General features: G+C 66.5%; 22 protein-coding genes. 7 read left to right on the forward strand and 15 right to left on the reverse strand.

Annotated features, from left to right (window positions below; all coding sequences use genetic code 11):
• Positions 1–33: 33 nt before the first annotated feature.
• From FHS28_RS06995 to FHS28_RS07040, 10 genes are all read right to left on the reverse strand, one after another.
• A complete protein-coding gene (locus FHS28_RS06995) occupies positions 34–633 on the reverse strand; it encodes a TetR/AcrR family transcriptional regulator (protein WP_088449914.1) in 600 nt (199 codons plus the stop codon).
• Between the two features lie 53 nt (positions 634–686).
• Positions 687–1,766, reverse strand: a complete 1,080-nt coding sequence (paaE, locus tag FHS28_RS07000; protein ID WP_088449915.1) for a 1,2-phenylacetyl-CoA epoxidase subunit PaaE — start codon at positions 1,764–1,766, stop codon at positions 687–689.
• Between the two features lie 11 nt (positions 1,767–1,777).
• The gene (gene paaD / locus FHS28_RS07005; protein WP_088450618.1) at positions 1,778–2,311 is read right to left on the reverse strand and encodes a 1,2-phenylacetyl-CoA epoxidase subunit PaaD; all 534 of its coding nucleotides are present in this window, start codon (positions 2,309–2,311) and stop codon (positions 1,778–1,780) included.
• 8 nt (positions 2,312–2,319) lie between these two features.
• Positions 2,320–3,204, reverse strand: a complete 885-nt coding sequence (paaC, locus tag FHS28_RS07010; RefSeq protein ID WP_246409703.1) for a 1,2-phenylacetyl-CoA epoxidase subunit PaaC — start codon at positions 3,202–3,204, stop codon at positions 2,320–2,322.
• Positions 3,205–3,221: 17 nt separating this feature from the next.
• Complete coding sequence (gene paaB, locus FHS28_RS07015; protein ID WP_088449916.1) at positions 3,222–3,527, reverse strand: 1,2-phenylacetyl-CoA epoxidase subunit PaaB; 306 nt, start codon at positions 3,525–3,527, stop codon at positions 3,222–3,224.
• A gap of 22 nt (positions 3,528–3,549) precedes the next feature.
• A complete protein-coding gene (gene paaA / locus FHS28_RS07020; protein ID WP_088449917.1) occupies positions 3,550–4,551 on the reverse strand; it encodes a 1,2-phenylacetyl-CoA epoxidase subunit PaaA in 1,002 nt (333 codons plus the stop codon).
• Between the two features lie 22 nt (positions 4,552–4,573).
• A complete protein-coding gene (gene paaK, locus FHS28_RS07025; protein WP_088449918.1) occupies positions 4,574–5,884 on the reverse strand; it encodes a phenylacetate--CoA ligase PaaK in 1,311 nt (436 codons plus the stop codon).
• A complete protein-coding gene (paaI, locus tag FHS28_RS07030; protein ID WP_088449919.1) occupies positions 5,875–6,375 on the reverse strand; it encodes a hydroxyphenylacetyl-CoA thioesterase PaaI in 501 nt (166 codons plus the stop codon). The genes paaK and paaI overlap by 10 nt, the downstream gene beginning before the upstream one ends.
• The gene (locus FHS28_RS07035; RefSeq protein WP_088449920.1) at positions 6,375–7,301 is read right to left on the reverse strand and encodes an enoyl-CoA hydratase-related protein; all 927 of its coding nucleotides are present in this window, start codon (positions 7,299–7,301) and stop codon (positions 6,375–6,377) included. Before FHS28_RS07035 ends, paaI begins: the two co-directional genes overlap by 1 nt.
• Positions 7,302–7,496: 195 nt before the next feature.
• Positions 7,497–8,468: a PfkB family carbohydrate kinase gene (locus tag FHS28_RS07040; RefSeq protein ID WP_088449921.1), complete on the reverse strand. Its 972-nt coding sequence runs from the start codon at positions 8,466–8,468 to the stop codon at positions 7,497–7,499.
• 157 nt (positions 8,469–8,625) lie between these two features.
• Here FHS28_RS07040 and moaA point away from each other — a divergent pair, with 157 nt between their 5' ends.
• Genes moaA through FHS28_RS07055 form a run of 3 tightly spaced genes read left to right on the forward strand, consistent with a single transcriptional unit; the run spans position 8,626 to position 11,103 of the window.
• The gene (gene moaA / locus FHS28_RS07045) at positions 8,626–9,762 is read left to right on the forward strand and encodes a GTP 3',8-cyclase MoaA (protein WP_088449922.1); all 1,137 of its coding nucleotides are present in this window, start codon (positions 8,626–8,628) and stop codon (positions 9,760–9,762) included.
• On the forward strand, positions 9,759–10,526 hold the full coding sequence (mobA, locus tag FHS28_RS07050) for a molybdenum cofactor guanylyltransferase (protein ID WP_088449923.1): 768 nt from the start codon (positions 9,759–9,761) through the stop codon (positions 10,524–10,526). The genes moaA and mobA overlap by 4 nt, the downstream gene beginning before the upstream one ends.
• A complete protein-coding gene (locus tag FHS28_RS07055; RefSeq protein ID WP_246409706.1) occupies positions 10,501–11,103 on the forward strand; it encodes a GNAT family N-acetyltransferase in 603 nt (200 codons plus the stop codon). Before mobA ends, FHS28_RS07055 begins: the two co-directional genes overlap by 26 nt.
• A gap of 380 nt (positions 11,104–11,483) precedes the next feature.
• Here the strand turns inward: FHS28_RS07055 and FHS28_RS24570 are convergent, their stop codons facing one another.
• Positions 11,484–12,239 carry a YceI family protein gene (locus FHS28_RS24570; protein ID WP_184294328.1) on the reverse strand — a complete coding sequence of 252 codons (756 nt, stop codon included), beginning with the start codon at positions 12,237–12,239 and terminating at the stop codon, positions 11,484–11,486.
• Positions 12,240–12,391: 152 nt separating this feature from the next.
• Here FHS28_RS24570 and FHS28_RS07065 point away from each other — a divergent pair, with 152 nt between their 5' ends.
• Both FHS28_RS07065 and FHS28_RS07070 read left to right on the forward strand, forming a co-directional pair.
• Positions 12,392–12,922, forward strand: coding sequence for an Mpo1 family 2-hydroxy fatty acid dioxygenase (locus tag FHS28_RS07065; protein ID WP_088449926.1), 531 nt, complete (start codon positions 12,392–12,394; stop codon positions 12,920–12,922).
• Between the two features lie 66 nt (positions 12,923–12,988).
• Positions 12,989–13,417, forward strand: coding sequence for a CBS domain-containing protein (locus tag FHS28_RS07070; RefSeq protein ID WP_088449927.1), 429 nt, complete (start codon positions 12,989–12,991; stop codon positions 13,415–13,417).
• 5 nt (positions 13,418–13,422) lie between these two features.
• Here the strand turns inward: FHS28_RS07070 and FHS28_RS07075 are convergent, their stop codons facing one another.
• A complete protein-coding gene (locus FHS28_RS07075) occupies positions 13,423–16,467 on the reverse strand; it encodes a PKD domain-containing protein (RefSeq protein WP_184294330.1) in 3,045 nt (1,014 codons plus the stop codon).
• 209 nt (positions 16,468–16,676) lie between these two features.
• A complete protein-coding gene (locus FHS28_RS07080) occupies positions 16,677–17,429 on the reverse strand; it encodes an SDR family oxidoreductase (RefSeq protein WP_088449929.1) in 753 nt (250 codons plus the stop codon).
• A 119-nt stretch (positions 17,430–17,548) separates the two neighbouring features.
• On the opposite strand from FHS28_RS07080, the gene FHS28_RS07085 reads away from it, so the two are divergent.
• The gene (locus FHS28_RS07085) at positions 17,549–18,478 is read left to right on the forward strand and encodes a LysR family transcriptional regulator (protein WP_088449930.1); all 930 of its coding nucleotides are present in this window, start codon (positions 17,549–17,551) and stop codon (positions 18,476–18,478) included.
• Between the two features lie 36 nt (positions 18,479–18,514).
• Here the strand turns inward: FHS28_RS07085 and FHS28_RS07090 are convergent, their stop codons facing one another.
• Together FHS28_RS07090 and FHS28_RS07095 are read right to left on the reverse strand one after the other, a co-directional pair.
• Positions 18,515–19,135, reverse strand: a complete 621-nt coding sequence (locus FHS28_RS07090; protein WP_184294332.1) for a hypothetical protein — start codon at positions 19,133–19,135, stop codon at positions 18,515–18,517.
• Positions 19,119–20,063: a glycoside hydrolase family 19 protein gene (locus FHS28_RS07095; protein ID WP_184294334.1), complete on the reverse strand. Its 945-nt coding sequence runs from the start codon at positions 20,061–20,063 to the stop codon at positions 19,119–19,121. The genes FHS28_RS07090 and FHS28_RS07095 overlap by 17 nt, the downstream gene beginning before the upstream one ends.
• A gap of 204 nt (positions 20,064–20,267) precedes the next feature.
• On the opposite strand from FHS28_RS07095, the gene FHS28_RS07100 reads away from it, so the two are divergent.
• Positions 20,268–20,942, forward strand: coding sequence for a type 1 glutamine amidotransferase domain-containing protein (locus tag FHS28_RS07100; protein ID WP_088449933.1), 675 nt, complete (start codon positions 20,268–20,270; stop codon positions 20,940–20,942).

Raw genomic sequence — 20,942 nt, forward strand, 5'->3', positions numbered from 1 at the left:
TGGAATGGGTTTTGGGAACGCAAGGGAAAAGGATCAGGCGGCTTTGACTGCTCCGAGGCCGCCGAAGAACAGATCCGCCACCATCGGTGCCATGGCCTCATAGGTCAGTGCACCGTCCGGCCGAAGCCAGGTGAAGGTCCAGTTGATCATGCCGAACAGCAGCATGGTCAAGGGTTTGTGCAGATGGACGTCCCTCAGCTCCGGACGCAGCGTGGCGACCGCATCGGCAAACCGGGCCACCACCCGCCGCTCCACATCGATCAACGGAGCGCGATGGCTCTCATCGAGAAACTTCATGTCTTCGGTCAGCACGCGGTGCTCATGCTGGGACTCGCCGTAGGCCCGCACGAAGCTCAGAATCAGCGCCCGCAGGTGTTCCTGCGGCGGCAGTTCAAGGGCGGTCACCTCGTCCACCAGGTCGGCCAGATGCTGCAGATGCGTCTGGCAGATCAGCGCGAGCAGCTCATGCTTGTCGCGCACATAGTGGTAGAGGGTGGGCTTGGAGACCTCACAGGCTTCCGCCACCTGATTCATCGAGGTGGCAGGGAATCCCTGGTTGGCAAACAGGCGTGCAGCCTGGGCGAGGATCTCCTCGCGACTGGCATCAAATCCGGGGGCGCGTCCGCGAGCCATTGTGTTGTTTTGGAATCAGAAAGTGCGCAAGCCTAGCAGCGCCCGGGGGCTGCTCAGCGCTCGTCGAAGGAGATCACCACCCGCGGCGTCAGCGCATGGGCCTGGCAGCTGAGGATGAAACCGGCGGCCACCTCGTGTTTTTCCAGGGCGAAGTTCCGGTCCATGCGGACCTCCCCTTCCAGCAGCTTGCAGCGGCAGGTGGAGCAGACGCCGGACTTGCAGGAGAACGGCACGTCCATGCCCGCCCGGGCGGCAGCGTCCAGCAGGCTGGGGTCGCTGCGCAGGAATTCGATCTCGCGGGAGACGCCGTCACGGATCACCACCACGCGGGCGGCTTCGGCATCCTGCGCCTGCATCTCGTGCGGCGCGGGACGACCCTGCTGCGTGTCGGGCGTGCCAAAGCGTTCAATGTGGATGCGCGCTTCCGGCACGCCGGCCTCGCGCAGCGCGGCTTCGGCCTGCTCGTTCATCTCGAACGGGCCGCAGACGAAGACCTGGTCGATGCCCGCCGCCGGCACCGGGCCGCGCAGGAAGTCGGCCAGCTTGTCCTTGTCCAGCCGGCCCTGCATCAGCGGCGAATCCACATGCTCCCGCGAGAACACATGGTGCAGCGACACCCGGGTCAGGTAGCGGTTCTTCAGGTCTTCCAGCTCTTCCTTGAACATGGCGCTGGCCGGACGGCGGTTGCCGTAGATCAGCGTGAAGCGGCTGTGCGGCTCCTTGGCCAGCACCGTCTTCATGATCGACAGGATCGGCGTGATGCCCGAACCCGCGGCAATCCCGACGTAATGCCGGGGCAGCGCCGGATCGAGCGGCACAAAGAAGCGGCCTTGCGGCGGGAACACCTGCACCGTGTCGCCCGGCTTCAGGCGGTCATGGACCCAGGTGGAGAAAGCCCCGCCGGAGACGTGCCGCACGCCCACGCGCAGTTCACCGTCATCCACACCGGCGCAGATGGAATAGGACCGGCGCAGGTCCTGGCCGTCCACCTCGCCGCGCAGGGTCAGGTATTGGCCCTGGGTGAAGCGGAAGGTGTCGCGCAGGTCCTCCGGCACCTCGAAGGACAGCACCACCGCATCGTCGGTGTCCTGATGCTTGGCGCGCAGGCGCAGGGGGTGGAAGTGCAGGCTCATGATGGACAGGGCTACAGCGGCTTGAAGAATTCGAAGGGTTCCCGGCAGGCCAGGCAGCGGTAGAGCGCCTTGCAGGCGGTGCTGCCGAAGGCGGACAGGCGCTCGGTGTGGGCACTGCCGCAGCGCGGACAGGCGACGGCTTCGGGCGCGGCGGCCCGGGGCATGCGGACAAGACGGATCGGGACGGCAGCCCCATCGCCCCCGCCCTGCACACGCCCCGGCGGCGCAATGCCATAGGCCCGCAGCTTCTCGCGGCCCTCGGGGGTGATCCAGTCGGTGGTCCAGGCGGGCGCGCGACGCATGGTCACCGTCACCGTGCCAAAGCGCGACAGGGCTTCACACACCTGCTGCTCGATGGCCTCGGTCGCCGGGCAGCCGGAATAGGTGGGCGTGAGCACCACCTCCAGGCCGTCGGCGGTCTCCAGCAGATCGCGCACGATGCCCAGCTCCACCAGCGAGATTGCCGGCACTTCCGGATCGGGCACCTGGCCCAGCACCTCCCACGCGGCGGAGAGGCGGCCGCAGCCCTGGTCGTGCGCCTGCATGGCCGTCGTCACCACACGCCGCCTGGATAGGTGCGCTGCAGGTGCTGCATGGTGGCCAGCATGTGGCCCATATGCTCGCTGTGCACGCCCTGGCGGCCGGCATAGACATGCGGCGTGTTCTTGGGACGCGGCAGGCCGGCCTCATTCAGCACGGCCGCCATGGCGGCATCCCAGTCGTCCCGCAGCTCGGACCAGGCAGGTCCCAGGCCGGACGCGACGGCGGCATCGTCCACCGCATCAGAAGCAAACAGCTCGCCGACATACGGCCACAGCTGCATCAGCGCGGCCTGCATGCGGCGGGTGGATTCTTCGGTGCCGTCGCCCAGGCGCACCACCCAGTCGGCGGCATGCTGCTGGTGGTACTGCACTTCCTTCACCGCCTTGGCGGCGATGGCGGCCACTTCCGCGTCGCTGGAATCGCGCAGGCGGTCCCACAGGGGCAGCAGCCAGCACGCCGCCATCAGGTTGCGGGCCTGGGTGAAGGCAAAGTCGCCGCGCGGCAGCTCCATCAGCACCGGGTTCAGGAAATGGCGCTCTTCGCGCAGGTAGGCGAGCTGGTCTTCGTCCAAGGGGGCTGCAGCCGTCTGGCCACCGGCCTGCGCCCGCGCTTCCAGCTGACCGGCGCGGGTCAGCAGCGCCCTGGCCTGCCCCAGCAGGTCCAGCGCGATGTTGCCCAGCGCCAGGTCCTCTTCCAGCATCGGCGCATGGCCGCACCATTCGGACAGCCGGTGCGACAGCACCAGGCAGGCGTCCCCGATGCGCAGCAGATACTGCGCGCCGACGTCCTTCACCACGGGACCCACCACGGCAGCCGCCGTGCGGGTCGTCACAGCGGGCGCCACGGGCGCCCCGGGCGTCACATGAGGAGTGGGCATCTTCACCTCGACGGTCATCTGGAGCTCCTCGGACCTCACATGTGGTCCAGTTCCTTGGGCAGTTCATAGAAGGTGGGATGACGGTAGACCTTGTCTTCCATCGGATCGAAGTACATCGACTTCTCCCCCGGGTCCGACGCCACGATGGCCGAGGACGGCACCACCCAGATGCTCACGCCTTCCTGGCGGCGGGTGTAGACATCGCGCGCCATCTGCAGGGCCATCGCCGAATCCGGCGCATGCAGGCTGCCGCAATGTTTGTGGTCCAGGCCCGCCTTGCTGCGGACAAACACTTCCCACAGCGGCCATTCCTGGGCGCCGGTCTGCTGGTTGATGCTCATGATGAGGCTCCAGAAAAATGAATCAGGCCGCGGCGGCTTGCGTGGCGCGTTTCTGGGCATGGGCCAGCGCGGCGTCGCGGACCCAGGCGCCGTCTTCCCAGGCCTTGACCCGGGCGGACAGGCGCTCGCGGTTGCAGGGGCCGTCGCCACCAACCACACGCCAGAACTCGCTCCAGTCGATGGGGCCGAAGTCATAGTGGTCCCGCTCGGCATTCCAGGCGAGTTGCGGGTCGGGCAACGTCACGCCCAGGATCTCGGCCTGCGGCACTGTGGCGTCCACGAACTTCTGGCGCAGCTCGTCATTGCTGAGGCGCTTGATGCCCCAACGCATCGACTGCTCGGAGTTGGGCGAATCCTTGTCGGCCGGCCCGAACATCATCAGCGACGGCCACCACCAGCGGTTGACCGCGTCCTGCACCATCGCCTTCTGGGCGTCGGTGCCGTCGCGCATCATCGTCAGCAGGCTCTCGTAGCCCTGGCGCTGGTGGAAGCTCTCTTCGCGGCAGATGCGGATCATCGCGCGGGCATACGGGCCGTAGGAGCAGCGGCACAGCGGCACCTGGTTCATGATGGCGGCGCCGTCCACCAGCCAGCCGATGACGCCGATGTCGGCCCAGGTCAGCGTGGGGTAGTTGAAGATGGAGCTGTACTTGGCCTTGCCGGTGTGCAGCGCGTCCAGCATCTGGTCGCGGCTGGTGCCCAGCGTCTCGGCGGCGGAGTACAGGTAGAGGCCGTGGCCGCCTTCATCCTGCACCTTGGCCAGCAGGATGGCCTTGCGCTTGAGCGTCGGTGCGCGGGTGATCCAGTTGCCTTCCGGCAGCATGCCCACGATCTCGCTGTGCGCATGCTGGCTGATCTGCCGCACCAGCGTCTTGCGGTAGTGGTCCGGCATCCAGTCCTTGGCTTCGATGAAGTCACCGTCATCGATGCGCTGCTCGAAAGCAGCATTGCGTGCCTGCTCTTCCGCGGTCTGCAGCCGGCGGGCTTCATCCTGCGGACCGACACTCATGGCCTGGGTGTACATGCTCTCTCCTTGCCTGCGGGGATCAGCCGCGCGGGCGTTTGTCCACCACACGGCGGGCCTTGCCCACCAGGGTGCGTTCGATGGAATCCGGCGCGCCCACCGTCACACGGGTGGACACACCGACCAAAGTCTTGATGCGATGCTGCAGCGCCTTGGACACCGCCTGCGGATCCACGCCCGACGCGGTGGTGGACAGCTCGCAGCGAACTTCCACTTCATCCAGCGAGCCCTCGCGCGAGACCACCAGCTGGTATTGCCCGGACAGGCCTTCCTGCGCCAGCACCAGTTCCTCGATCTGCGTCGGGAAGAGGTTCACGCCGCGGATGATCAGCATGTCGTCGCTGCGGCCGACGATCTTGCCCATGCGGCGCATGCTGCGGGAGGTGGGCGGCAGCAACCGGGTCAGGTCGCGGGTGCGGTAGCGGATGACGGGCAGTGCTTCCTTGGTGAGCGAGGTGAAGACCAGTTCACCTTCGGCGCCTTCGGGCAGCACTTCGCCGGTGTCCGGGTCGATGATCTCGGGATAGAAGTGGTCTTCCCAGATGACCGGGCCGTCCTTGCTTTCGATGCATTCGCTGGCCACGCCGGGGCCCATCACCTCGGACAGGCCGTAGATGTCCACTGCGTCCAGACCGCCGCGGGTCTCGATCTCGCGGCGCATCGCTTCGGTCCAGGGCTCGGCACCGAAGATGCCGACCTGGATGGAGCTGTCCCGCGCGTCCAGGCCCTGACGGGCGAACTCCTCGATGATCACCTGCATGTAGCTCGGGGTGACCATGATGACGTCCGGCTGGAAGTCCCGGATCAGCTGGACCTGTTTCTCGGTCTGCCCGCCGGACATCGGAATGACGGTGCAGCCCAGCCGCTCCGCGCCGTAGTGGGCACCGAGGCCGCCGGTGAACAGACCGTAGCCATAGGCCACATGGACGATATCTCCCGCCCGGGTACCGGCCGCGCGCAGCGACCGTGCGACGAGATCGGCCCAGGTATCGATGTCCCGCCGGGTGTAGCCGACCACCGTCGGCTTGCCGGTGGTGCCGGATGAGGCGTGGATGCGCACCACTTCCTGCCGGGGCACCGCGAAGAGGCCGAACGGGTAGTGATCCCGCAGGTCCTGCTTGGTGGTGAACGGGAAATGCCGCAGGTCGGACAGGTCCTTCAGATCGGCCGGGTGCACACCCTTGGCATCAAAGGCCTGCCGGTAGTGGGACACATGCTCGTAGGCGCGCGTCAGCGTGTCGCGCAGCCGCTGCAATTGCAGGGCGCGCAGTTCATCCTGGCTGGCCCGCTCGATCGGTTCCAGGTCTGCGGGGCTGGGGTGCTTCACCGGCATGGGGCATCGTCTCCGGAGTCGTCCGGCACCAGCCCCGGCACCACGGGCTTGCCCTTGATGCGATAGGAGCGGCCCCGGAACACGGCGACCAGTTCGTCGCGCTGGTTGGTGAGGGTGATGTCGTAGACCCCGGTCCGGCCCGCCAGCGAGGTTTCGGCGGCGACCGCGGTCAATACATCGCCCAACCGGGACGGCGCGACGATGTCGATCGCGAAGCCGGAAGCCACCGTCATCTCGTTATGCGAGTTGCAGGCGAAGGCGAAGGTGGAATCGGCCAGGGTGGTCACAAAACCCCCGTGGCAGATGTCGAATCCGTTGAGCATGTCGGCGCGAACCGTCATGCGCAGCGTGGCCGTGCCCGGGGCAATGGCCACGATCTCGATGCCCAGACCGCGCGAGGCGCGGTCGTTGGCAAACATGGTGTCGCGCACGGCCTCGGCCAGCGCCTGGCGGGACACGCGACGTGCCCCTTCCTGCGGGAGCACAGCCATCAGCGGTCCTTGAAGTGCGGGGCGCGTTTGTCCAGGAAGGCGGCGGCGCCTTCGAGGTAATCGTGGGCGTAGCCGAGCTGGCTCTGCAGCCGCGCTTCCATGCGCAGCGCATCTTCCAGTTCGAGGTCCATCGCCTCATCCAGCGCGGCGCGGGTCTGCACCAGCGCGCGGGTGGGCATGCCGGCCAGCTGCTGGGCGGTGGCCATGGCGACGCTGGCCAGCTCCTCATCCGCCACGCAGCGGGCGATCAGGCCCCATTGCTGCGCCTGCTCCGCGGGCAGCTTCTCACCCAGCAGCGTCAATTGCAGCGCGCGGGCGCGGCCCACCAGACGGGTCAGCAGCCAGGTGCCGCCGCAGTCCGGCACGAGGCCGATGCGGGAGAAGGCCTGGATGAAGGACGCCGAACGGCCGGCGATGACCAGGTCACAGCCCAGCGCGAAATTCGCGCCCGCACCGGCCGCCACACCATTGACGGCGCAAAGCGTGGGCACCGGCATGCTGCGCAGGCGCAGTGCCAGCGGGATGTAGTAATGGTCCAGCAGGTGGCCGATGTCCTTGGGTTTGGGGCGGCGCGGTGCCTGCCCGGACGGAGGTACGGCTTCGGCGCCCACAGCGGTGTCGGCCGCCGTCTCGAATTCCGGCTTGATGTAGGGGTCGTTCAAATCCTGACCGGCGCAGAACGCGCGGCCAGCACCGGTCACGAGCACCGCCCGCACCGAGGAATCCTCCGCGGCGTCGTCCAGTGCATGACGCAACTGGCCGAGCATCGCGGTGGTGAAGGCGTTGAGCGCCTGCGGACGGTTGAGCGTCAGCACGCGCACGGCGCCTTCGTTGGACACCAGCAGGACCGGATCCGCGCCTGGGGAGGTCGCTTCTCCGGTCCCGGTGCCTGCGCCTGGCGAGCCAGGCAGGTGGGCGGTACTCATGTCGGGTTTGTCTCCTCGGCTGCCTCGTGATGAATCCAGCCAGGGGCTTGATTCAGCGGGTATGGTTTATTTACCGACCGGTCGGTAGAGCATAGGAGCAACCCAGGTCCCAAGCAAGTCCAAAACCTCAGGGTTTGTACGGAGTCATGGAGGCGCGGGGCATGGCCCCCCCCTGCGCCGGCGTGGCGCCTGGCTTCAGGCGAGCTCGGTCCGCGCCACCTGCACCTGGGTCACCAGATCTTCCACACGGCGCGGCGTCAGGCCGTGCACGCCCTGCTCGGTGGCAGCAGCCGCACCCGCCGCGACGGCCCAGCGCAAATGGTCTTCCGGACTGCCGGCCGGGAAGCGGATCAAGCTGAAGAGCAGCCCGGCGGTGGTGGCGTCCGCCACGTCCAGGCGGTGAAAGGGGTCGGGCACCGCCTCGAGCGTGGAACCGCAGACGCTCACATCGCCCTTGGGATGGAAGAGCTGGGCGCCCCGGTCCCGCAGGGTCAGCAGCACGATCGCCTTGGGATTCCACGCGGCGAGCTGGCCCAGCCCCAGGTGATAGTCCCGAGCGCGGAACAGGCCGCAGAGATCATCCTCCGTCACGCGGATCACATCGGCGATGCGGCACAGGCGCTCCAGCGTGCGGTCATAGCGCGAATCCATGCTCAGGCGGTAGTTGGGGTCGTAGCTGATGTGCACCCCTTCGTCCTTGAGCGACTCCGCCAGCGCCACCAGCCGTGCGGCCAGCGGTTCACGCGTCAGGCTGATGGAGCCGAAATGGGCCCACCGGACGGCATGACGCCAGCCGGCCGGCAGTGCATGCGGGCGGAAGTGGAGGTCCGCGCTGTCGTCACCCACATAGAGGAAGGACGCCGGCACCGGCTCGTGCAGGAAGGCCATCAGCGGTGAGCGGGCGAACTGCTGGATGAAACGCAGGTCCAGCGCCGCATCGACGCTGCACCGCCAGAGGTCCTGGCCAAAGGCGTCCTTGCTGATGCCGCCGGCAAAGGCGCTCAGCTGTCCGAGACGCGAAGCGGCAATCGCCACCTTCCAGGGGGAGCCGCCGCAATGGCTGCGCCATTCGGTGGGGCCGACCCGTCGCATGTCGGTCAGCGCTTCACCAAACGACACGAAGCTGGCGAGATCAGCATGCAGCACAGGCGTGGGGGCGAAGGTCATGGTCGCGATTCAATCGACTCCTGCGCCGTCGCGCAAGTGACAAGTCCTACAGGTTCGGGACACTCGCGCTTGCCTTGCTGCGGCATTCATCCCGCATTCATTGATATTGCCGGCCCCTGACTTCATGAGGTTGCTGCAGGGGCGGCACAATCGCCCCATGACCGACGCCGTCATTCCCCTGCTCGATGTGAGACAGGCGGGCCGCATTCCCGCCATTCCGTCCCCCCTCCCCGCCACACCTTCGGGCCACAGCCCGCTGGACGCGCGAGGCCGTCCATTGCGGGATCTGCGCATCTCGGTCACGGACCGCTGCAATTTCCGTTGCAGCTACTGCATGCCGAAGGAAGTCTTCGACAAGCACTATCAATTCCTGCCGCATCGGGAGCTGCTGAGCTTTGAAGAGATCACGCGGCTGGCCGGTGTTTTTGCGGGGCTTGGGGTGCAGAAGCTGCGCATCACCGGGGGCGAGCCGCTGCTGCGGCGCAACATTGAATCGCTGATCGCGCAATTGGCCGCGCTACGCACGCCGCAGGGCGAGCCGCTGGATCTGACCCTGACCACCAACGGGTCGCTGCTCGCCCGCAAGGCGCAGGCCCTGAAGGATGCCGGGCTGCAGCGAGTGACGGTGAGCCTGGATGCGCTGGATGACGGCATCTTCCGTCGCATGAACGATGTGGACTTTCCGGTGGCCGATGTGCTGCACGGCATCGAGACCGCCCAGGCGGTGGGGCTGGCGCCGGTGAAGGTCAACATGGTGGTCAAGCGCGGAACGAATGACGATCAGATCCTGCCAATGGCGCGGCATTTCCGGGGCACCGGGGTGACGCTGCGGTTCATTGAATACATGGATGTGGGCATGAGCAACGGCTGGCGAATGGACGAGGTGCTGCCCTCGTCCGAAGTGCTGGCGCGGCTGCGCAGCGAGGTGGACCTGGTACCGCTGGCGCCCACCGCCGAGGGCGAGACGGCCACGCGCTGGGGCTATGCTGACGGGAGCGGAGAGATCGGGTTGATCTCGAGCGTGACCCAGGCGTTCTGCGGGGACTGCAATCGGGCGCGCCTGTCGACCGAGGGGCAGCTCTATACCTGTCTGTTTGCGTCGCAAGGGCACGATCTGCGTGCGCTGATCCGTGGGCAGGGTGACCTGCCGCCGCGCAGTGATGCGGAGATCAGCGCGGCGCTGGCGGCGCTGTGGGGGCGGCGGTCGGATCGGTATTCCGAGGTGCGGGCGTCCCTGCCGCCGAGCGAGGCGGGCGGCGCGCGCCGCGTGGAAATGCACTACATCGGCGGATGATGTCGGCCGACCGGGTCACGGCACTGATCCTCTGCGGAGGGCGCGGCAGCCGGATGGGCGGGGTGGACAAGCCGCTGGAGGTCTTCCAGGGGCGGCCACTGGTCCAGCATGTGCTGGATCGCATGGCGCCGCAGGTGGGTGGGAGGGTGCTGATCAGCGCCAACCGGCATCACGAGGTGTACGCCGCGCTAGGGTATCCGGTGGTGGCGGATGGGCTGTCCGACTTTCAGGGTCCGCTGGCAGGGATGCTGGCGGGGATGGAGGCTGTCAGCCGTGCAGGGGGGCGTCTGTCCGGTGGTCTGAATGATAGTCAGGCAGGCGGTCAGACCGAGGGTCTGGCGTGTGAGCCGGCGGATCATTCGGGGGATCACTGGCTGCTTTGCGTAAGCGGGGACAGTCCGTGGCTGCCGAAAGACCTGCTGAGCCGATTGATGGCGGCATTGACGCGCCCAGGCACCGGCTCGGGCACGTTCCCTGACGCGCTCCCCGTCACGGCGCAAGCCGCGGCGTCCCTGGACAGCGCGATGGCCTGGGGCCGCGAGGCACCGGGCACCCCGCTGCGCAGCCAGCCGCTGGCGAGTGTGATCCATACTCGACATCAGGCCTCGCTGCGGCAAGCCCTGATGGACGGAGAACGCCGGGTGGAAGCCTGGCTGCGCACGTTGCCGCTGGCCGAGGTCGCCTTCGACCGGCCAGAGGATGATCACGCCTTTGCCAACATCAACGACCGGAGTCAGCTTGAGCGCCCCTACCCCGCCCCGTGATGCACCGCCCCGTGATGCACCGCCCCGCGATACCCCGCCCGGGGATGCCGCTCCAGGCCTGACGCTGCGATTGCTGACCGAGCACGATTTGCCGGCCTACAAGCAGTTGCGGGACACCATGCTGGCCCGGCATGAGGCCGCGTTCACGTCGGATGCGGCGACAGAGCTGCTGCGGGAGGCCGCGAGCTATCGGCACCGACTGCATCCGCAGGCGGGTGGACACGCGCTGTTCACGCTGGGCGGCTGGATCGGCGATGAGCTGGTGGGTGCGTTGACCTGCGAGCATGAAGCTCGTCTGAAGGTGCGGCATGTGGCGCATCTGGTGGGAATGATGGTGCTGGATGCCCATCAAGGCCGCGGGATCGGGCGGGAGCTGTTGGGACAGGCGCTTGCGTTGCTGCGACGGGAGCCGGTGCTGGAGGTCGTGACCTTGAGCGTGAGCGCCGGAAATGCACCGGCGATGGCGCTCTATCGGAGCTTTGGATTCAGCCGGTATGGGCATCTGCCCAGGGCGATCCGGTTGAGCGACGGGCGGTATGTGGCGAAGGACTTGATGAGTCTCGAATTGCGCGGCTGATCGCCTTGCGATGCGCTCGGAGGGCGTGGCGGACGATTGAGACCGAGGACCAAGCACCGAGGCCTGTGGACCGAGCACTGCGGACGGAATGCGCAGGGCCGGGCACCTTTTGCTCCATGTCATTCCTGTCCGGCTACGCCGGCCATTCCCTTCTTTACTTACGCAAAAGGCACCCGGCCCTGCCCATTCCTCACGCCAGCCCTGCGACGATGCGCGGTGAGGCGATCAGCATGGCTTTCCCCCATCAAGACCTGCAACCGTCGTACACCCTGCCCTGTCCACACGCGCAAATCGCTCTCAGGCCCCTGCAGGACTCACACGCAACTCACTCCAAGGGACTTCAGCCGGACGCAGTGTCCCGACCGTTCCCCGCCGTTCCACTACGCGGATGTCCGAGGTTGGCACGCTGTCGCCGGCCGCGCACTCAGATCGACTTCAATCGTCAGCGGATCCTGAATCGCCAGAAGTCCACCCAGTACCGTGAACGGCTGAATGCCAAAGTCCGTCTGACGCAGCACCAGCCGCCCGCGGGCCTTCAGCGGGCCCTCCCCCTCAGGTCTCACCGCCTCCACCGGCATGTCCAGCGTGCGCGTCTCGCCGTGAAGGGTCACGTCCAGCCGCAGCACCAGGCGCGGCCAGCCCCCCTCCACCGTACGCGTCACTGCGGTCACCACCGGGAACTGCTCGGCGTCCAGCCCCTTCAGCATGTTGGCCCGAGTGCCAGCAATGTCCGCCTCGGACAAGATCTTGGCAAAGTCACTTCCCATCGCCGTGCGCCACGCCGGAGCGTCCAGCACCAGCTGGTCCAGCCGAAAACTGAGTTCGGCGCCGGCCGTGGCCAATCCGTCGCGTGGCAGATACACCTGTCCCACCGCATGCTGCTCTGCAGCAATGACATGGTTGTGGCCCAGCGACGCAAGTCTTCCACCCCGGTAGACGAGGATGCGCAGCGTGCTTCGCGCCGGGTCGAATGCATAGAGACGGCCCTCGCCCGCTTGCTGCAATCGAAGCCAGTCGCCACAGGAAGCGAGGGACGCAGAGCCGGAGTCGGAACCAGCGGTCGCGGCCGTTTTCCCGGCGGTATCGGGCACCGTGGACGTGCAGGCCGCCTGACTCGCCAGAAGGCCGATAAACACGAGGCGGCTCGCCCAACGAAAAGCCGTTCGGGGACCTCTGTCACGCAAGTGGCACCGCATAGGGATAACCGAGAGTTCGAATTTCTGCATTTTGATCGCCATTCCGGCCGGACTCGCACTAGCATTGTTCAAACGCAATCTGGAGACACGCCATGGCTCGTCAAGCCACTGATCTGATGGCCCAGTACGCGGCCTATCACCGCGACCGCCGCAATATCGCCACCCACTTCGTCGGCATTCCGCTGATCGTGTTTGCGGTGGGCGTGCTGCTGGCCCGGGGCGAGTTTCATGTCGGCGACTACACCGTGACCCTGGGCTGGCTGGCCTGGGCCGCCGCGACACTGTGGTACCTCACCCGCGGCAATCTGGTGCTGGGCCTGGCCACCGCGCTGGTCAATGCCATCCTGATGGCGCTGGCCCATCCGCTGGCCGCCGGCACCACGGCGAGCTGGCTGGGCTGGGGACTGGGCAGCTTCATCGTCGGCTGGGTGATCCAGTTCGTCGGCCACTATTACGAAGGCCGCAAGCCGGCGTTCGTCGACGATCTGATCGGGCTGCTGGTCGGGCCGATGTTCGTGGTCGGCGAGGCGCTGTTCGCGCTGGGATGGGGTCGGGAATTGCTCGCAGAGATCGAGCGCCGGGCCGGTCCCACGCATCTGCGCGATCTGACTCATCCGGCTTGAATTTCATGCGCTCGCCGTCGATCCGGACGGCGTGACGCCTCATTCGTCGACAGGTCAGGAGGATCCATGAAACCGGTGTCCGAACTGCTGAAGAACCGCGGCCCCAGCGTCTGGCGCATCACGCCCGATGCCACCGTGTTTGACGCGCTGCACCTGCTCGCCGAGCACGATGTGGGCGCCCTGCTGGTGATGCAGGAGGACCGCCTGCTCGGCATCTTTTCCGAACGCGACTACACCCGCAAGATCGCCCTGCAAGGCCGCGACTCGCGCCACACCACGGTCAGCGAGGTGATGACGCCCAACGTGCTGGTGGTCAAACCCACCACCGAGATGCGGGACTGCATGAGCCTGATGAGCCAACGCAAGATCCGGCACCTGCCGGTGATGGAAGGCGACAAGGTCATCGGCATGTTGTCCATCCGCGATCTGATGAACGACATCATCGCGGACGATGAGATGACCATTGCCCAATTGCAGAGCTACATCTACGGCTGAGCGCCTCAGGGCTTGAAGGACGTCACCAGCACCGCGTCACCGGTCGTGATGGCCAGCTGCCGGTCCGACAACACCGCCACCGACTGCGGACTGGCAATCCAGGTGTTGTAGCCGTAGATGGGGCCCAGGTTGGTGCGGCGCCCGTAGGGGTAGTTGTTGCTTTGCATGAGCTCCTCCACCCAGCCGTCCGGACGCAGACGCATCACCCCCACCGACGTGGCGATGTAGAGATCGCCATTGACCGTGTCCAGCGACAGCCCCATCGGCTGCGGGGTGCAGTTGGTCCCCAGCGGTCCGTCAATGCTGCAGCTGGCCCCCCGCCGTCCAGCCACCGTGGACACCTCCCCCTCCGGCGTGATCTTGCGCACCACGTTGTTGCCGTAGTCGGCCACGTACAGGGTGCCGTCCGCGGCTGCGGCCAGATGCGTGGGGAAGTTGAAGTTGGCCTGACTGGCCGCCCCGTTGCGCAGGTCCGCCGTCCGGGGCACACCCGCCACAAGCGACACGACACCCGCCGGCGAGATCTTGCGGATGGTGTGGGTCAGGTCGCTCACATACACATTGCCGGCAGCATCCACCGCCACGCCGAGCGGCGAATAGAACAGCGCCTGCTGGGCGGGCCCGTTGGCGTATCCGCTGCTGCCAGGCTGGCCCGCCAGGATGGATTGGGTGCCATCCGGCGCCACCTTGCGGATCACGTTCATGAAGGCATCCGCCACATAAACGTTCTCCTGGGCATCCACGGCCACCTCGCCGAGCATGGGCACGCCCTGATAGAACGGCGTGGAGCCGTAGACCTGCACACCGTTGGACGAGAAGACGGCCAGTGTGGTGACGGTGCCGTCGCGCAGGACCTTGCGCAGCGCGTGGTTGTTGCTGTCTGCGACATACAAGGCGCCGCTCGGACCCTCCGCCACCCCCTGCGTCTCCCAGAAGACCGCCGCATTGCCGCGCCCGTCCACCCGGGCACGTGTGGGCGGAATCCCCGCCAGCAAGGTCAGTGAGCCGTTGGGCTGCACCTTGTAGACCGCATCGGTGCCGGCACGGCTCACCACCAGCGTGCCATTGGGCGCCACCGCGATGCCGCTCAGGCTGTTGTCGGCAGCGACCGGGAGCGTCGTGACCGCGCCCGCCGCTGTGACCTGACGAATCGCACCGTTCTCCTGCAAGACATACATCGTCCCGTCCGAAGCGACCGACATGTCCTTGATGGGACCAAACGCGGCGGACGTTCCTTGGCCGTCAAAGCCGGTGCTCCACGTCTGTTGGCCTGCGAGCGTCGTCACCTCGCCGGTCGAAGTCACCTTGCGGATACGCAGGTAGTCGGCTACGTACAGCTGGCCCGAATTGTCGAACCCGATGCCACGGATGCTGTCGAACGTGGCATTGGCACCGGTGCCGTCCAGACCGCCGCTGGTATTGAGCACGCCAGCCAGATACGTGACGCGGCCATCGGTTTCCAGGCGGCGCAGCACCCCGGAGCCCGCCATCACCAGCGCGCCGTCGGGCGCGCGAGCCATCTGCGTGATCGACACCTCCGACCCGACAGGGTAGGCGATGCTGTTCTGATCAATGGAGGGAGCGCCTGGATAGAGACGCACCAGACCTCCGCAGGACGAGTAGACGTCAATATTGCCGTCGCCGTAAGGTGCCAGCGCCATCTGCCGGCTGTACCCGGCGCTGCAGTAGCTGGGCATCTTCACCGTACTGACGTTTCCGTCCACCGACAGCTTGCGCAGTGCGGCGTTGGCGTAGTCGTTGATGAAGAGGTTCGAGGAAGCGTCGAAAGCGAGGGCCTGTGGCTGCATGAACCTGGCCTGCAGCGCCGGCCCGTCCACCTGCGTGCCCACCACGCCCTGCCCTGCCAGCAAGGTGATTTCCTGCCGTGGGCCCACCACCACCGTGCCGGTGGCCGTGGCCGACAGTCCGTAATCGTTCGTCGCCGTCAGCGTCAGCGTGTACACCCCGGCGGCGCGGTAGGTGTGATTGATCCAGGTGTTGTACTCGGAACTCTCCGTCTGACCATCACCGAAATCCCACTGGTACTTGTTGCCGTGGTTGCCATCTCCGACCGCCACCTTGACCGAGAACTGCTGCGTGGCCCAGCGTTCCAGCGTGCTGGTGGTGGCCGCTGGCATTTGCAGCGCCAGGCCGGACGGTGGGACCGGATCCAGCACGGTCACGGCGAGACTGGCGGAGGCGATTGCACCGGTCGCATTGGTGCGCTCGAAGCGGACCTCGTACGTACCGGCCTTGGGCAGGGAGAAGCCGGTGGAGGTGTAGCCGGCATCCTTGCCGTTCACAAACAGGTGCAGGCTTTCAAATGTGCGCAGGTCGGGACCGACCTTGATCGTCACGTAGTTGCCGGGGTAGATATTGCCGGCGGGAATGCTGACGCTCAGTGCCGGGGCGTCGGTGTCGACATTCACGGTCGCGGTGGCCGTCCGCTTGACGCCATTGCTGTAGGTGGCCACCAGGGTGAGGACGTACTGGCCTTTGTTGAAGTAGGCCAAGGCCGGCGCTTTGCCTTGTGCCGTGCGGCCGTCCCCCAGATCCCAGTCCAGCGCCACCACCGTGCTGTTGTCGACGTTGATCTGCGGCGCCAGCGGCTGGCCCACGGACAGGCTGGGCGGTACCCACAAGGTCAGGCCAGAACGATCCTCCACGTTGATGGTGGTGGTGGCGCGTGCGGTGTTGCCCGTGGCGTCCTTGACCACCACCAAGACCTGCTGCGAGCCCGTGATGGTGAAGACGTGGCTGATGGTGCCCTCGGCACGCTCGGTTTCCGTCCCATCGACAAAGGTCCAACGATAGCTGTAGGGCCCCCGCCCGCCGTAAGCTGTGGCGGTGAAGGTGGCCGGCTCACCGATGAGTGTTGCCTTGCCGCTGGCCTCGGAAATCACCACCCCGAGGCGCGCCTGCGTGCCGCCCGGCCCCGCATCGGGTCCTGCACCGCCGCCACCCCCACCCCCGCAGGCGCTCAGCAGCACCAGCATGATCCCTGCCACGCAGCGCGCAGCCCATCCGGACGCACGAGCGCCTGTTGCCATCAGCATCGATTCCTCTCCCTCGCCGGCTCGTGTGGCCGCGCCGCATTGCGACGTTTTGTTGTCTAAATGTGTCTACAACGACACAAAGCGCGCGATTCTGCCGGAGCGCTGGGAGAGCCCGCCTCGTTCTTAAGGGGGAGACCCCTCGATTGCGGGGCCGATGAACCATTGCGGGGCCGACGTCCATCGGCCCCGCCAAGCGAGTGAACTCAGGCGGCGAACCCACCATCAATCAGCAGATCCGCGCCGGTGACAAAGGCCGCTTCAGCACTGGCCAGATAAGCCACCATGCCGGCGATCTCATCGACCTTTGCATGGCGACGCAGGGCCATCAGGTCGTGCAGCGCAGCGCCGAACTCGCCGGCTTCCGGATTCATCTCCGTGTCCACCGGACCGGGAGCCACGTTATTGACCGTGATGCCGCGCGGGCCGAGGTCGCGGGCCATGCCCTTGACCAGGCCGACGAGGGCCGACTTGCTCATGGCATAGGCAGCGCCGCCCACAAACGGCATGCGCTGCGCATTGGTGCTGCCGATGTTGATGATGCGCCCGCCCTCCTTCATATGCCGTGCCGCCGCTTGCGAGGCCACAAATACCGAGCGCACGTTGACGGTCAGCGTGCGGTCGAAGTCCTCCAGCGAGAAGTTTTCGAAGGGGCCGGTATGCAGCACACCGGCGCTGTTCACCAGAATGTCCAGCCGGCCCAGACGCTCGGCCACCTGGTCAATGGCGGCGGTGAGCGCGGCGGCGTCGGTGGCGTCCGCCTTGACGGCGATGGCCTGGCCGCCGGCGGCCACAATTTCTTCCACCAGCGCCTGCGCGGCGCTCGCGGAGGCGGCATAACCGATGGCGACGGCAGCGCCGTCGCGGGCCAGCCGGCGGGCGGTCGCCGCGCCGATGCCGCGGGAACCGCCGTGGATGAAGGCCACCTGGCCGCGAAGAGGGGTATGGGAGGTGCTCATGATGGGTCTCTTTCAGAGGGTTGAAGTGAAGCAGTGATCACAGTGTGGGCGCCGCCACCTGATTGCGGTAGTCACGAATCCTGTCGATCACTTTCAACCAGTCGGATAAGCTGTGCTCCATGCTCACCGACCTTCGCAGTCATCTGGACGCCTTCATCGCCGCGGCGGACGAAGGCAGCTTTTCGGCCGCCGGTCGTCGCCTGGGCTTGACGCCTGCAGCGGTGAGCAAAAGCGTCGCGCAGTTCGAAGCCCGCATGGGGCTGCGGCTGTTTCAGCGCAGCACCCGCAGCCTGGCCCTGACCACGGATGGGGAGCGCCTGTATGCGCAGGTGCGTCTGCCCTGGGGGGAGATCGGCGAAGCGCTGGCCGACCTGCGCCAAGGGGCCGGACAACCGGCGGGGCCGCTGAAGGTCGCGCTGGCGCCGATGGTCGGGAGGGAATATGTGCTGCCGATGCTGGACAGCTTCCTGCAGCGCTACCCGGACATCGTGCCGGACCTGCATTTCGACAATCGGCAGGTCGCGCTGGTGGCGGAGGGATTTGATGTGGCGGTGGGCGGCGGCATCGAACTGACCGATGGCCTGATCTCGCGCGAACTGACGCCGCTGCGTTTTGTGCTGGTGGCGTCACCCCGTTATCTGGAACAGCATCCGCTGCCACGCACGCCGGAAGACCTGGTCCGTCACCGTGGGGTGATGCGGCGGTCGCTTCGGACCGGACGGCTGATCCCGTGGACGCTCAACAATGCGGAAGGCCGCTCGGGGGTCGCGGAGGTGCGCCCGGTCCTGGTGCTGGACGACCCCGAAGCCATGGGACGGGCCGCCGCCGCAGGTCTGGGCCTGGCGTTGATGCCCTCGCCGCATGCGCGGCCCCTGGTGCGAAGCGGAGACCTCGTCCAGGTGCTGCCGGACTGGTGGGGCAACGGCTTGCCGCTGAGTATCTATTACGCCAGTCGGCGGCTGCTGCCAACGAAGGTGCGGGTGTTCGTGGACCATGTGGTCCACGAGTTCAAGGCGCGCGGACTGGCGGCGCACTTCATGGGCGTGTGAGGCGCATCTGCCGAGTGATGGCAGATCACCCGGCGCTTACCGCGGCGCCTTGCCCGTTTTGTAGAGTTCCGAGATGTTGTTGTCCGTCTCTTCACTGCGCAACAGCGGCGTTGACGACTTCACCTGCGATGCGTCGTTGCCGAACTCGACCAGCCGGGTGTTGAACCAGGCAAGGTCATTGGCGGGATCTCGCACGCAGCGAGCATTCATGAGCACCTTGTCGCCACGCAGCACCGCCAGGCCCGCCGGTTTCACACACTCGCCACCGGTGCACTCGGTCATCAGATAACGGGTGTTGCCTTTGTCAAACCACACCTGGCTGACCTGGGCGTCCGGCGCCGCGGGCATCACCGTGGCGAAGAACACCTGGCCGTTGGCTTTGGTGGCGGCATACTCCATTTCCACCTTGCCGGGCACACCGTATCGGTAGGTCAGCGCGTCGATCGTGCCGCTGCTTGGGCTCGCGCACAGCGACACTGTCTTCGCACCGGTCGAGCAGGAGAACTGCACCTCTTCCTGTGCGTTGCACAGGGTCGGGGGCGCGCCCGCCGCCTGCACGGCCGTGGCCGCCGCCATCATGAGCGTCAGGGTCAGGCCCCGGCGCACCGGGTGGAGACCGCCTTGAAAACGCGAACGCAGATCACTGGAATGTGGCATGGGTCGTCGTGAAATTTTCGCGGCGCGCCGCGTAGCTTTTGGTGTGAAGGTTGATGACCTTCGTGATGCGGTCAACATCCGCGGGTTTGTCGCCCATGTCCGCCAACTCATGGAGTTTGTGGTCGAGCCAGAAGCAGACGGCGGAGCGCACCGCGTAAGGAAATTCTCCCATCAGCTCCGGCGTCTTTTCGAAATCCACCTGTCGGTCCTTGTACACCTTCCAGTACAGCTTCGTGGCGGCGGCATAGTTGGAACGTCCCGTCACCTGGATCAGGCCACGACCGCGAAACTTCCAGCCGTCACCGCTCTTGGCGTCGCCATTGCCATTGCGGTTGGCATACACGTTGTTGCCAATCAGCTCCTGCTGCGCAGCACGGATGACTTTCCCTTTGGCGTTCTTCTCATAGGCGTCGGTGACCGCCTCCTTCGGATGCTCCCGGTAGTACTTGAAGGTGTCTTTCAAGCCCGCCTCTCCGTAGGCCAGACTCTCGCTCTTGATGGTCAATGCCGGCCCGCCCTCTTCCCGCACCTGGGCAAAGAAATGCGCCCGGCGCAAGCGCGTGTTGAGCCCATACAGCTTCAGGTCGAAGTTGAGTTCGTCGGCCACCTTTTGCAGCAGATCCTTGGACGCCTTCGGGAAGATCTTGCGCAGCTGTTCGACGGTGATGCGATCGGCACCGGCCGGGCCGCCGGTCACCGGTGTGCCGTCCGCTGCACGACACATCAAAGGACCGGACGCCGGTTGCTGCGACAGCCACGGCAGGTCGAGAAACGCGTGGTCAAAGAGGCCCAGGCTCCCGGGTGTGTCCCCGAGCCGGGTGCAGACATCGGGATCGCCGTGGTCCAGGATGCCCAAGGTGCCCGGCGTGCGAGCCGGGAGCCAGCCGTCCGCCGCGCACAGCGGTCCGGGCTTGTTTGATTGCGCCATCGTGAAGTCCGTCCAGTCTGGGGCCGAAGCTTCGCGAACGTCGGGGTCGCCTCCGGCCAGCATCAAGCCTACGACGGATCCGGCGCGGGTGGATGTGACTTTGGTCGATGCGGGGGCCGGCGAAGGCGAAAGGCCGAGGCGGGGCGGTAGGCACCTTGCTTGCCAAGCTGCCGACATCCTCTCTCCCACTTTCAGGAGCCTCCCATGCGCGCCCTTATTGTTGCTACCAGCTGCCAACAGCTCCCATCGGGCCATCCCACGGGCCTGTGGGCCGAAGAATTTGCCGTCCCCTACCTCGCATTGACGCAAGCCGGCGTCGAGGTGACCGTGGCGTCGCCGGCCGGCGGTGCCGTGCCGATCGACGAGAAATCCCAACCCAGCGAGAAGGAGGCTGCCGAATGGGCCTCCGCGCTGTCGGCTTTGCAATCCACGCGGGCGCTGACTTCGGTGAAAGACGATGCCTTCGACCTCATCTTCCTGCCCGGCGGGCACGGTCCGCTGGTGGACCTGGTCACAGATGCAACGCTGCAGGAGATGCTGTCCCGGCAGGATGCCGACGGCAAACTCATCGCTGCGGTTTGCCACGGGCCTGCCGGATTGCTGCATGTCCGCCGACGCGACGGCTCACCGCTGTTGAAGGGCCGCCGCGTGACCGGCTTCACCAACATGGAGGAACGCCTGGCCGGCCTGCATGGCGAGGTGCCTTTCCTGCTCGAGGACGCCATGAAAGACCAGGGCGCCGACTTCCATTCGGCGCTGCTGCCCATGCTCTCGCATGTCGAGCGTGACGGCCACCTGATCACGGGTCAGAACCCGAAGTCCAGCGAAGCGATTGGCAAGGCCATGGTCGAAGCCCTGGACCTCAGCCACGCGCATTGA

Source organism: Roseateles terrae (assembly GCF_014192155.1).
Taxonomy (GTDB): domain Bacteria; phylum Pseudomonadota; class Gammaproteobacteria; order Burkholderiales; family Burkholderiaceae_C; genus Roseateles; species Roseateles terrae.